At 62.1% G+C, this 11,318-nt stretch carries 13 protein-coding genes; 9 read left to right on the forward strand and 4 right to left on the reverse strand.

All coding sequences use genetic code 11. The annotated features are described in order from the left end of the window. On the reverse strand, positions 1 to 732 hold a 732-nt coding region (locus EN991_RS09020), incomplete at its 3' end, for an aldehyde dehydrogenase family protein (RefSeq protein ID WP_127368602.1). Positions 733 to 873: 141 nt separating this feature from the next. Here EN991_RS09020 and EN991_RS09025 point away from each other — a divergent pair. The 3 genes from EN991_RS09025 (at position 874) to EN991_RS09035 (ending at position 3,984) form a co-directional block, all read left to right on the forward strand. After that, positions 874 to 1,617 (forward strand): glucose 1-dehydrogenase, encoded by a 744-nt coding sequence (locus EN991_RS09025; protein ID WP_013533144.1) that lies wholly within the window; start codon positions 874 to 876, stop codon positions 1,615 to 1,617. A gap of 25 nt (positions 1,618 to 1,642) precedes the next feature. Then, entirely contained in the window at positions 1,643 to 2,743 is a 1,101-nt protein-coding gene (locus tag EN991_RS09030) for an isocitrate/isopropylmalate dehydrogenase family protein (protein ID WP_127368603.1), read from the forward strand. 101 nt (positions 2,744 to 2,844) lie between these two features. After that, positions 2,845 to 3,984 carry an alpha-hydroxy acid oxidase gene (locus EN991_RS09035; protein WP_063167473.1) on the forward strand — a complete coding sequence of 380 codons (1,140 nt, stop codon included), beginning with the start codon at positions 2,845 to 2,847 and terminating at the stop codon, positions 3,982 to 3,984. A gap of 250 nt (positions 3,985 to 4,234) precedes the next feature. Here the strand turns inward: EN991_RS09035 and EN991_RS09040 are convergent, their stop codons facing one another. Beyond that, positions 4,235 to 4,834: a TetR/AcrR family transcriptional regulator gene (locus tag EN991_RS09040; RefSeq protein ID WP_127368604.1), complete on the reverse strand. Its 600-nt coding sequence runs from the start codon at positions 4,832 to 4,834 to the stop codon at positions 4,235 to 4,237. A gap of 354 nt (positions 4,835 to 5,188) precedes the next feature. Here EN991_RS09040 and EN991_RS09045 point away from each other — a divergent pair, with 354 nt between their 5' ends. Then, complete coding sequence (locus EN991_RS09045; protein ID WP_127366734.1) at positions 5,189 to 5,929, forward strand: NAD(P)-binding domain-containing protein; 741 nt, start codon at positions 5,189 to 5,191, stop codon at positions 5,927 to 5,929. On the opposite strand, the gene EN991_RS09050 is transcribed toward EN991_RS09045, so the two are convergent. Beyond that, positions 5,913 to 6,068, reverse strand: a complete 156-nt coding sequence (locus tag EN991_RS09050; protein WP_196815386.1) for a hypothetical protein — start codon at positions 6,066 to 6,068, stop codon at positions 5,913 to 5,915. The genes EN991_RS09045 and EN991_RS09050 overlap by 17 nt on opposite strands. Before the next feature lie 74 nt (positions 6,069 to 6,142). After that, positions 6,143 to 7,048 (reverse strand): LysR family transcriptional regulator, encoded by a 906-nt coding sequence (locus tag EN991_RS09055; RefSeq protein ID WP_013533150.1) that lies wholly within the window; start codon positions 7,046 to 7,048, stop codon positions 6,143 to 6,145. A gap of 135 nt (positions 7,049 to 7,183) precedes the next feature. Between EN991_RS09055 and EN991_RS09060 the strand changes: the two genes are divergently transcribed. The 5 genes from EN991_RS09060 to EN991_RS09080 form a co-directional block, all read left to right on the forward strand. Next, positions 7,184 to 7,906, forward strand: coding sequence for a LamB/YcsF family protein (locus EN991_RS09060; RefSeq protein WP_013533151.1), 723 nt, complete (start codon positions 7,184 to 7,186; stop codon positions 7,904 to 7,906). 66 nt (positions 7,907 to 7,972) lie between these two features. Continuing rightward, positions 7,973 to 8,206, forward strand: a complete 234-nt coding sequence (locus EN991_RS09065; protein WP_013533152.1) for an acetyl-CoA carboxylase — start codon at positions 7,973 to 7,975, stop codon at positions 8,204 to 8,206. Continuing rightward, positions 8,206 to 9,570 carry an acetyl-CoA carboxylase biotin carboxylase subunit gene (locus EN991_RS09070; protein WP_013533153.1) on the forward strand — a complete coding sequence of 455 codons (1,365 nt, stop codon included), beginning with the start codon at positions 8,206 to 8,208 and terminating at the stop codon, positions 9,568 to 9,570. The genes EN991_RS09065 and EN991_RS09070 overlap by 1 nt, the downstream gene beginning before the upstream one ends. Before the next feature lie 9 nt (positions 9,571 to 9,579). Beyond that, positions 9,580 to 10,455 carry a carboxyltransferase domain-containing protein gene (locus EN991_RS09075; protein WP_013533154.1) on the forward strand — a complete coding sequence of 292 codons (876 nt, stop codon included), beginning with the start codon at positions 9,580 to 9,582 and terminating at the stop codon, positions 10,453 to 10,455. Beyond that, positions 10,445 to 11,318, forward strand: an 874-nt coding sequence (locus tag EN991_RS09080) for a biotin-dependent carboxyltransferase family protein (RefSeq protein WP_164768933.1), incomplete at its 3' end; no start/stop codon positions are given. The genes EN991_RS09075 and EN991_RS09080, both read left to right, overlap by 11 nt.

Below are 11,318 nucleotides of genomic sequence, written 5' to 3' on the forward strand. Positions count from 1 at the left end.
GCCGGTGAAGACGATCTTGTTGGCGTCGGGATGTTCAGCGAGCCGCGCCCCGGCCTCTGTCCCGGTGCCGGTGACGACGTTGACGACGCCGTCGGGAACGCCGGCCTCCTGCATCAGCCTGGCGATCAGCAGCGGCGTCAACGAAGCATCCTCCGAGGGCTTCAGCACGATGGTGCAGCCGGTGGCGAGCGCCGGCGCGATCTTCCAGATCGACGCCGCAGTCGGAGCGTTCCAGGGGATGATCGCGCCGACAACGCCTACCGGCTCGCGCCTTGTGAACGAGACGATCTCGCCGGGGATCGAATTGTCTATGGATTCGCCATGCAGCGCGGTCGCCATGCCCGCATAGAAGCGCAGCATGCCGATGACGCGCCGCCGGTTGGCTAGCGTGCGCGTGATCGGCAGTCCCATGTCGAGAGTGTCGGAAACGCTGAGTTCTTCCCAATGGGTCTCGAAGAGATCGGCGATGCGCAGAAGCACGCACTGCCGCTCGTAGGGCGAGAATTTTGACCACGGCCCTTCGAAGGCCGTGCGCGCAGCGGCCACCGCCGCATCGATGTCGGCCGCCGAGCCACGCGGCACCGTGGCCAGCACTTCGCCAGTCGCCGGGTTGAGCGCCTGCATCTCCTGGCCGGATTGTGCCGGAACCCACTTGCCGCCGACGAACATCGGCCGGAATTCGCCATGGTAGAGCGCCGTGGCCTTCGCCCGCGGGTCGAAATTCAGCGTCATCTCTTCCTCCTCACAATTCCGTGGCGACTATGACTCCCACGCCGGTCGACCTCAAACAAGGAAAGCTAAAAGGGCGTTCAGATAATCGGACTGTGCAATGCACGCGACTTCCCCGATGGTGCCGGCAACGGAGGAACAGATATGAGACTTGCTGGCAAGGTCGCTATCGTCACGGGCGGCGGTTCGGGATTTGGCGAAGGCATCGTCAGGAAATTCGTCACCGAAGGTGCGCTGGTCGTGTTGATGGACCGTGATGAGGCCGCCGCGGCCCGCGTTGCTGCCGAAGCCGGCGAAAATGTGCGGCCAATCACTGGCGACGTCTCGACACTCGGAAGCTTCGAAGCGGCGGCAGACCTGGCCCGCTCGGCCTTTGGCGGTCTCGACATACTGGTCAACAATGCCGGCGTGGCCCAGCCGCCCTTGGCGCTCGAGACAATGGACGAAGAGATGTTCGACCGGATCGCCAACGTCAACATGCGATCCATCTACAATGGCGCCCGTGCGGTCGTTGCGCATTTCAAATCCATCAAATCAGGCGCCATCCTCAACGTCGCCTCCACCGGCGGCGTCTCGCCGCGCCCGAATTTGACGTGGTACAATGCTTCCAAAGGCTGGGCGATTGCCGCCACCCGGGCCATGGCCGTGGAACTCGCCCCCTTCGGCATCCGCGTCAACGCCATCAACCCGGTTGCCGGCGACACGCCACTTCTGTCCACTTTCATCGGCTCCGGCGAGGAGAACCGCGCCCGCGTCGTCGCCACCATTCCGATCGGCAGGCTGTCTACGCCGGCGGACATGGGCAATGCCGCGGCATTCCTGTGCTCCGACGAGGCCAGCATGATCACCGGCGTCGACCTCAACGTCGATGGCGGCAAGTGCATCTGAGCGTTAGACCATTTGGGAGTTGGCGATGAAGCCTGTCTACGAAATCGCCGTGGTGCATGGCGACGGCATCGGCCCGGAAGTCTGCGCCGCAGCGGTTCAAGTGGTAAAAGCAGCGCTCGGTCCCGGCAGCCCCTTGCACTTCAGCGAATACCCGGCCGGAGCCGAGCATTTCCTGAAGACCGGCCAGAGCTTTCCCGAGCCGACCTTCCAGGCCTGCCGCGAGGCGGACGCCATCCTGCATGGTGCGGGCGGCTTGCCGGGCGTCATCCATGCCGATGGGACCGAAGCAGGCCTGGATTTCACGCTGAGGCTGCGCTTCGAACTCGATCTCTATGCCAATATCCGCCCCGTCAGGCTTTTCGAGGGCGTGCCGAGCCCGTTGAGCGGAGTGAAGGCCGGCGATATCGACTACATCATCTTGCGCGAGAACAGCGAAGGGCTTTACGCCGCGCGGGGATCGGGCGCGCTGTTGCGCGGCGAAGTGGCGGTCGACACGCTGGTGCAGACCCGCTCCGGCATCGAGCGTATCGCACGCAAGGCCTTCGAACTGGCGCGCCAGTCGGGCGGCGCGCCCCGTGACGGCGTGCGCCGGGTGACCTGCTGCGACAAGGCCAACGTGCTGCGCAGCTATGCCTTCTTTCGCTCCGTCTTCGACGAAGTGGCGAAGGACTATCCCGATATCGCGACCGAGCACGCGCTGGTCGACGCCATGGCGATGCATCTCGTGGTGAAACCGGGCCATTTCAACGTCATCGTCAGCGAGAACATGTTCGGCGACATCCTGTCCGACCTCGCCGCCGCGACGGTGGGCGGGATGGGCATGGCGCCTTCAGCCGAGATCGGCGCGGCCAACGGCTTCTTCCAGGCCGCGCACGGCTCGGCGCCCGACATTGCCGGCCAGGGTATCGCCAATCCGTATGGGACGATCCTGTCGGCAGCCTCGATGCTCGACTGGCTCGGCCACAAGCATGGCGACGAGAGACTCAACCAGGCCGCAGCGCGCATCCGTCGCGTGACCGAGGACTGCCTGGCCAACGGGCTTCTGAGCGCCGATCTGAAAGGCAGGGCGTCGACCAGCGAGATAACCCGTTCGGTCTGCGACCGGCTCGCTGCCGGGCGCGACTGATATGACCAAGCCAAGGATAAATCTTGTTGGACCTGGCAAGGTCGGCCAGACGCTCATGCGCCGGATATTCATCGCCGGCCGGCACAGGGTCCAGACCTGAGATGGGCGCTCTCGATCGCCAGGTTTCGGTCGAGGACTTTCGCACGCTTGCCCGTCGTCGTCTGCCGAAATCCGTCTTCGAATTCATCGATGGCGGGGCGGGGCAAGAACTCACCCTCAAAGCCAATCGAAGCGATTTCGAAAAGATCAGAATTTTGCCGCGCGTGCTTACCGATGTTTCGCATCCGAACGTTTCCACGACGCTCTGGTCCGAGACCTTGCCAACACCGCTGGTGATCAGCCCGATGGGCTCCTGCGCGCTGGTCAGGCCCGGAGCCGACATTGCCATCGCGAGGGCGGCAACCGCTCGCAGCATCCCCTACACGCTCTCCACCATGGCCACGGCCAGCATCGAAGGCATGGCGCGAGCCGTACAGGGGCCGCTGTGGTTCCAGCTTTATGTGCTCAAGGATTTCGACTTCAATCGCCAGTTGGTGAGGCGAGCGGAAGAATTTGGCTATTCGACGCTGGTGGTGACCGTTGATCTGCAAGCCGGTGGCAAGCGCGAAAAGGATCTTAGGAACGGCATATCTATCCCACTGCGGCCTTCGGCCCGGCATCTCTGGGAAGGCATGCTTCATCCTGGCTGGTCGCTGCGCCTGCTGCGCGGCGGTCTGCCCCAGTTCGAGAACGTCCGCGGCTATCTCGGTGACAACAGCGCCGGCCTGACGATCGCCGCGCGTGTTGGCGGCAGCCTCCATGCAGGTTTCGACTGGGACGATTTCCGCCAGATCCGCGACTGGTGGAAAGGCCGGCTGCTGGTCAAGGGCGTCCTGCACCCGGGCGATGCGTCGCGACTGGTGGCGGCTGGTGCCGATGGCATCTGGGTGTCCAACCATGGAGGCCGCCAGCTCGACGGTGCTGTATCGAGCATCGATGCCCTGCCCGCTATCCGTCAGGCACTTGGCGCCCAAATCCCGATCCTCATCGATTCCGGTATCCGCACGGGCACGGACATCGTCAAGGCCAAGGCACGCGGCGCCACCGTCGCGGCGATCGGCCGGGCCGCCCTGTTCGGCGCCGTGGCTGGCGAGCCCGGCGTGGCCAAGGCACTGGATATCATCCTGGACGAAGTGGTGACTTGCCTCAGGCTCTGCGGGATCCCCCGTTTTCAGGAAGCGGGATCAGAAATGATAGCATAGCGCCAAGACGAGTGCTCACGCTTGGTCAAGAGGTACAGAAAACCCCCGCTCGTCCAATATTCTTCCTCATCATGCCAAGGTTTTGCTATCGCGGTTGTGCAAGCGGCTGCGGGCGGCCGACCAATTGCCGCCCTCACACGCCGCTCCTTCCCAAGCCCAGCGGCCGCCTGTCAGAGAGCACTTGTTTGATGCACACCCGCTAGCGGCGGTCGTGATTAAATTCGAGAGGCTGCGCAGTCGGATAGGCAGACTAAGGTCGGCCGCCCGGTGCTGTTTTCGGTTCCATCCACCCGTTCTTCAGAATGTCGCGAAGCACGTTGCGGATGTCTTCGCCCGCTGCCGTTGCGCCGCTCGCCCAAGCGATCGCCAGTGCCCCGAAAAAGATGTCGCGCCCGGTCATCGTCCGTCGTGCAAGCCCTTCGTCCTGTGCAGCCATCAGGATTCGCTCCGTCGTCGCGATGACAGCATGGCAGGTCGGCGTCAGCGGGGATTCTACTCGGCAAGCCGCCCGTAACGGTTCAGGCAAGCCCTCATAAGCCAGCATCCAGTCGCCGAGAGCTTCAACCCAGAGTTCGAGTGCGCGGCCTGCATCGCTCTCCCCGGCTTCGATTTCAACGCGACGATGGTCGAGGCCTTCATAATGAAGAACTAACAGCGCAGCCAGCAGGGCGTCTTTGTTTGGAAAATGGCGGTAGAGCGTCCCTGCTCCCACGCCCGCCAGCTTCGCAATAGAATCCATCGAAACGTCAACACTATCGTTGCCGAACGCTTGTCGCGCCACCTCGAGAATGTGCGCCCGATTATGCTGCGCGTCCCTGCGCAGGGCTGACGCGACCGAAAATTGCGACATTACTGACCTTGAACCCTTGAAGACCGGAGATACTCTCCGTATCTAAAAGCCGAATCGGAGAGAGTCTCCATATAGCCCCCGGTCGACTATTCTAACAGGTCGGCATCAGCGAGCGAAACGAGGACACGATGATCAGGCAGATGATACCGGCATGCATCCGGGCAACGAGCACCGCAACCTGCCTGGCGCCTGGCGCGCACCGTCAGTAGATGCCGCGAGCTATACGAGTTTCGAGGCGGGCTGCTCCGTCGGCAGCACCGCCCTGCGCGACCCTCTGGATGTCCGCTCAATACGGAATAGATCAGCGCACCATGCGCTGAGCTCATAATCACAATTATCTGGAAGGAAATCGGCATGAAGATCGGCATTATCGGCGCGGGAAATATCGGCACCACCCTTGCACGAAAGCTGTCAGCCGCCGGACACGCGGTGAAGCTGGCGGGCTCGAAGGGGCCTGAGGACATCGGCGAGAAAGCGACGGAGGTTGGTGCGCTCCCGGTTGCCGCGCACGAAGCAGCCAGGGATGTCGAGGCGATCGTTCTATCGATCCCATTTGCGAAGATCCCCGATGTCGCCGGCCTCTTTGCCGATGTACCAGCCAACGTGGTCGTGATCGACACCTCCAATTATTATCCCATGCGCGACGGGAATATCGCGGAGGTTGACGATGGGAAGCCGGAAAGCGTGTGGTCCAGCGAACAACTCGGCCGGCCAGTGGTCAAGGCATTCAATGCAGTCCTCGCCCAAACGCTCGCAGAAAGTGGCGCAGCGGCCGGAATGACCGGACGCATCGCGATCCCCGTCGCAGGCGATGATGTGCATGCCAAAGCGATCGCAAGCGAACTGGTGAACGAGACCGGTTTCGACGCACTTGATGCCGGCGATCTCGCGAATTCCTGGCGCCAGCAACCGGGCACGCCCGCCTACTGCACGGAACTGACGTTGCCTGATCTTCAGGATGCGCTGTCCACGGCGGAAAAGGCGCGCGCACCCGGAATTCGCGACGCGCTGATCAAGGGCTTCATGGAGGCGACGCCTCCCCTCCGCCACGAGCAGATCGTAGCCCGCAACCGTGAAGTCACCGCCCGCCGATGAGAAACTTCTCCGGTTCCGGTCCGAGGTGACCAATAAGACTGTCCAAGAATTCCTTCTGTTTGTCGGGAGCAACCTGAGGGACGACGATGACGAGGTAATTTGCGACAAAGGTGAAATCCCCCTTGAGGATGCGAGGCATCAGCTCCTGAGCGCGGCATGCTCCGCTGCTCAACCAGCGAGCCTGAGCCATAGCGCCTGACTGGCGGCAGGAGATTAGCCGCCGCCGCCCATGGTTACGGACATAAAGGCCCGGAAGGCCGCAGCCGCCGGTTCGATTGATCTGTCACGCGACCAGGCAAGGCCAACGTCCATAGTGGGGATGGGCTCGACAAGCCCGCGCACTTCGATGCGCTGCCCCTCCAAGGACCAGGGGCGGTAAACCATGTCGGACAGGACAGTGACCCCCATGCCGGCAGCCACGAGCGACCGCACGGCCTCGACCGAACTGGTGGTAAGGACGGCGCGGAGCGAAAGGCCCGCGGCATCCCAGTAACGGGCGGCCGTCGTGCGTGCCTCGTCAACCGTCAGCATGACATAATCTTCCGCCGCCACATCGGCGAGGCTGATCTCCTGCCGCGCGAGCAGATGATGATCAGCCGAAAGCCAGAGCCGGCGGTTCGACCGCATCAAGACCTCCTGCGCCAACTCCTTGGTGTGCTCCAGGTTGGACACCAGCATCACGGCCATGTCGATGTCCCCGCACATCAAGCCGCTTTCGAGAGCGTCTCGGGGCAATTCCAGCACCTCGACCTCGATCTCGGGATAGGTCTTTCGAAAGCGCGCGTAGTGGCGCGACATGTAGTAGCCGACGACCGTGTAGGTCATGCCCAGCCGCAGCTTGCCCGCCAGGCCTTTCCTATCGCGCAACGGGCTTCGGACGGCGGCAGCGACGGCCCCGGTGATAACACGCGCATGTTCAAGAAACCGCGCGCCCTCCATCGTCAGTCTTACGCCAGCGTGGTTACGCTCCAAAAGCCGTACGCCCAGGTCAGCCTCGAGCGTCTTTATCGCCGCAGTGACCGCCGATTGCGAGATGTTGAGTTCCACCGCGGCATGACTGACCTGTCCGCTCTCGGCGGTCGCGATAAAATAATCCAGCTGTTTCAAGGTGATGGTCATGGTGCGCCCTGGCCCAGAACCATTATCTGTTTTTTTGATATGACAATCAATAAACTACTATTTCACAAATGCCCTCGCATGCGCAAAAAATGCTGCAACGCCGCAAAGACGGCAGCTTCGAGGGGTAACAATGCGATGGCGGTGACGCTAAACTGCGACATGGGCGAAAGCTTTGGCCTCTACAAGGTTGGCGATGATATGGGCATGATGCCCATCATCGACGTTGCCAATGTCGCCTGTGGTTTTCACGCTTCCGATCCGGATCACATGCACGCCGCCGTCCGCAGCGCCAAGGCGAGTGGCGTAAAGATCGGCGCCCATCCAGGCTTGCCCGACATTCAGGGTTTCGGCCGGCGCGAGATGCGGATGACCCGCGAAGAAGTCAGGAACACCATCATTTACCAGGTGGGAGCGCTTGCCGGCTTCCTCAAGGCCGAGGGTGTGGAACTCCACCACATCAAGCCGCATGGCAGCCTCTACTTCATGGCCATGCAGCAGGAGGCAATAGCCCATGGCGTGTGCGACGCGGCAGAGATTTTCGGCGTACCCCTCTTCGGCATGACGGGCACCCTGCATGAGAAGATCTATCAAGAGCGCGGTATCCCATTTGTCGCTGAGTTCTATGCCGATCTCGACTACGATGCCTCCGGCAAGCTGATCTTGACACGCGTTCATGACGCCAAGGACCCCGCAGAGATGGCCGAGCGGTGCGTACGCGCCATCAGGGAGGGCGAGGGCACGGCAGAGGACGGCAGTTTCTTCCCTGTACGCTGCGAAACCATCTGCGTGCATTCCGATACGCCGAACGCCATCGAAATAGCCCGGGCCGTGCGCACCGCAATCGCCCCCTGGCACTGAACTCGACCGAACCCGCCCGCGCGGGCGGTTCCAGATTAGTCTGTCCGCAGTTTTCCGGAGCTTTTTATGGCCCAGATTCTTTCACCTCTTCCCGGCACTTTTTATCGCAGCGCTTCGCCAGACCAGCCGCCATACAAGGCGGATGGCGACGCGGTGTCCGCCGGAGACGTAATCGGTCTCATCGAAGTGATGAAGTCGTTCCACGAAGTGAGGGCCGAGACGGCCGGTACGAACATCCGCTTCATTGCCGACAATGAGGACCCCATCATGGCCGGCGCACCTATTGCGGATCTCGACTGATGCTGAAAAAGCTTCTGGTTGCCAACCGGGGCGAGATAGCGGTCAGGATCATCCGGGCCGCGCAAGATCTGGGGATCGCCACCGTGGCGGTGTATTCGGCCGCAGACGCCGAGTCGCTCCACGTCCAGCTTGCGGATGAAGCGGTCAACATCGGCCCACCAGCTGCAAAGAAGTCCTATCTCAATGTCGAAGCAATTCTGAAGGCTGCCCGCGACACCGGTTGCGACAGTGTTCATCCAGGCTATGGGTTCCTTGCCGAGAATGCCGCGTTTTCCGACGCGGTCACAGGCGCTGCATTGGTCTTCGTCGGCCCGTCGGGAGATGCGATCCGGATGATGGGAGACAAGGTCTCGGCGCGATCGGCCGCTGCCGCTGCAGGTGTCCCCGTCGTGCCAGGCTCGGCTGGCCGGGTCGAGGGCCTCGAGGCTGGCCACGAGGTGCTGACCGCAACCGGTTTTCCGGTGATGATCAAGGCGGCGGCAGGCGGCGGCGGGCGGGGCATCCGCATCGCGAACTCGCTTGCCGAGTTCGAACAAGCCTTTCCTCAGGCCGAAGCAGAAGCCCTCGCCGCCTTTGGCGATGGTGGTCTCTACATGGAAAAGGTGATCGGCAAGGCCCGCCATATCGAGGTGCAGGTGCTGGCAGACGGAAGCGATGCCATCCACTGCTACGAGCGGGAGTGCTCGCTGCAGCGGCGACGCCAGAAGGTTTGGGAGGAGGCGCCGTCGCGCGCACTTTCAGACAGGCTGCGCGAAGAGCTCTGCGCTTCAGCGGTCGCCTTGGCCAAGGCGGTCAAATACTCTGGTGCCGGCACGGTAGAGTATCTTTACGACGATGAAGCAGACCGCTTTTACTTCATCGAGATGAACACCCGTATCCAGGTCGAGCACCCGGTCACCGAAGCGATCACCGGCATCGACCTCGTTGCGGAGATGCTTCGCATCGCCGGCGGCGAGAAGCTGCGGATCCGGCAAAGCGATGTCTCCGTCAAAGGGCATGCGATCGAAGTCCGGCTCAATGCCGAAGACCCGGCGAAGGAGTTCGCTCCATTCCCCGGGCAGGTGGCCGAGCTTCGCATTCCCGGCGGTCCGGGCGTACGCTTCGATTCGATGCTCTATCAAGGCTATCAGGTGCCGCCCTTTTATGACTCGCTGCTTGCCAAGCTGATCGTGCATGCAGAGACGCGCGAGGCGGCGATAGTGCGCCTGATCCGCGCGCTCAACGAGTTGAAGATCGGCGGGCTCAAGACCACCAAGCCGCTGTTTCTTGCGCTGGCCGCCGATCCGGCGATGCGGGCAGGAGACGTGCATACCCGCTGGCTGGAAGGCTGGCTCATCGAAAACGCCGCAGCATTGGCGGGTTAAGGAGGACCGATGTCGATACGATTCAACTTCGGCGGTGACGAACATATCTTCGGCGAGGTGTCCGAAGAAATGTCGCTCACCTCCTTCTTTACCGGCCTTTCGATGACCAATGCGGTGCGTACGGCAGGCATCCGAGGCGTCACCGAGATCTGCCCAGCCAACGCCAGCTTCCAGATTCGCTTCAACCCCGACATCGTCAAGCCGCAGGATTTGCTCAGCGAACTGAAGTCGATGGAAGAGGCGGCCTCGAAGTCGGACCCGGTGCTGAAGACCCGGATCATCGAACTGCCGGTTTATTTCCAGGATCCATGGACGCGTGAAACCTGCTTGCGCTTCCGCGAGCGCCACCAGGACCCCTCCTCAACCGATCTTGAATATTCGGCACGCATCAACGGCTACGCCACGGTGGAAGAGTTTATCGAGGCCTATTCCGGCCAGCCCTGGTTCGTATCGATGGTCGGCTTCGTCGCCGGACTGCCCTTCCTGTACCAGATGGTTGAGCGCAAGAAACAGATTCAGGCGCCGAAATACTTGCGTCCACGCACCGATACTCCCAAGCTCACCATTGGCCATGGCGGCTGCTTTGCAGCGATCTATTCGGTACGCGGCGCTGGCGGCTACCAGATGTATGGCATAACCCCGGCCCCGATCTACGACCCGACCAGGAAGGTGCGCTACCTCGCCGATGACATGTGCCTGTTCAAGCCAGGCGACATCGTCAAGTTCAAGGCCATTGGCCGCGATGACTACGACGCCACGCTTGAGGAAATCGAAGCCAATCGGTGGCAGCCGACGGTTCGCGAGTGCACCTTCAGCCTGAAGGATTTCAACAGCGACATTTACGGCACCAATGCAAAGCTGATGGAGCTTATCAATGGCCGTTAAGGTAATCTCTCCCGGCCTCTCCACTTCCGTGCAGGACCTTGGCCGACCCGGCCACTATCATGTCGGCATTCCAGAAGGCGGCGGCATGGACCGCTTTGCGACACGCATCGCAAACCTGCTTGTCGGCAACGATCCGGGTGCCGCGGTGCTCGAAGCCACTTTCATGGGTCCCGAACTCGAATTCACCCAATCCGCGGTCGTCGCCGTCACAGGTGGAGAGCTCCCACCCAAACTCAATGGCGAGGAACGGTCGACGTGGGAAAGTTTTCCGGTGAAGGCCGGTGACCGGCTTTCCTTCGGCTTCCTCAAGAGCGGCGCGCGCGCTTATCTGGCCGTCTCCGGCGGCATCGACGTACCCGTGGTTCTCGGTTCGCGCTCGACTTACATTCTGGGCGCACTCGGCGGCCATCAGGGCCGCACGCTGAAGGCGGGCGATGAGCTTCCCCTCGGCGAAGGTTCCGGCAAAGCCGGTCTTTCACTGCCTGCAAATCTGCGCCGCGCGCGCAATAGCCCGGCGGAACTCAGAATGCTTCCCGGCATATACTGGCATCGGATCACTGAGGCTGCCGGCAATCGGTTCTTTGAGGAAACCTGGAAGGTCGCGCCCGAAGCCGACCGTATCGGCTATCGCTTCCGCGGCGGGACGCCGCTGGAATTCGTCGAGCGCGAGCAGCCTTTCGGTGCGGGCTCCGACCCCTCGAACATCGTCGATGCCTGCTATCCCTACGGATCTGTCCAAGTGCCGAGTGGCACGGAGCCGATCGTTCTTCACCGGGACGCGGTTTCGGGTGGCGGGTATATGATGCTGGGCGTGGTGATATCGGCCGACATGGACCTTATCGCCCAACTCCAGCCGCACACCC

The organism is Mesorhizobium sp. M7A.F.Ca.US.005.03.2.1 (assembly GCF_003997795.1).
GTDB classification, from domain to species: domain Bacteria; phylum Pseudomonadota; class Alphaproteobacteria; order Rhizobiales; family Rhizobiaceae; genus Mesorhizobium; species Mesorhizobium ciceri.

Bases quoted from the DNA above. Each gene is read 5' to 3' on its own strand.
- EN991_RS09025 (WP_013533144.1), top strand. From the start codon at position 874: ATGAGACTTGCTGGCAAGGTCGCTATCGTCACGGGCGGCGGTTCGGGA.
- EN991_RS09045 (WP_127366734.1), top strand. From the start codon at position 5,189: ATGAAGATCGGCATTATCGGCGCGGGAAATATCGGCACCACCCTTGCA.
- EN991_RS09050 (WP_196815386.1), bottom strand. From the start codon at position 6,068: ATGCCTCGCATCCTCAAGGGGGATTTCACCTTTGTCGCAAATTACCTC.
- EN991_RS09055 (WP_013533150.1), bottom strand. From the start codon at position 7,048: ATGACCATCACCTTGAAACAGCTGGATTATTTTATCGCGACCGCCGAG.
- EN991_RS09060 (WP_013533151.1), top strand. From the start codon at position 7,184: ATGGCGGTGACGCTAAACTGCGACATGGGCGAAAGCTTTGGCCTCTAC.
- EN991_RS09040 (WP_127368604.1), bottom strand. From the start codon at position 4,834: ATGTCGCAATTTTCGGTCGCGTCAGCCCTGCGCAGGGACGCGCAGCAT.
- EN991_RS09065 (WP_013533152.1), top strand. From the start codon at position 7,973: ATGGCCCAGATTCTTTCACCTCTTCCCGGCACTTTTTATCGCAGCGCT.
- EN991_RS09070 (WP_013533153.1), top strand. From the start codon at position 8,206: ATGCTGAAAAAGCTTCTGGTTGCCAACCGGGGCGAGATAGCGGTCAGG.
- EN991_RS09035 (WP_063167473.1), top strand. From the start codon at position 2,845: ATGGGCGCTCTCGATCGCCAGGTTTCGGTCGAGGACTTTCGCACGCTT.
- EN991_RS09030 (WP_127368603.1), top strand. From the start codon at position 1,643: ATGAAGCCTGTCTACGAAATCGCCGTGGTGCATGGCGACGGCATCGGC.
- EN991_RS09075 (WP_013533154.1), top strand. From the start codon at position 9,580: ATGTCGATACGATTCAACTTCGGCGGTGACGAACATATCTTCGGCGAG.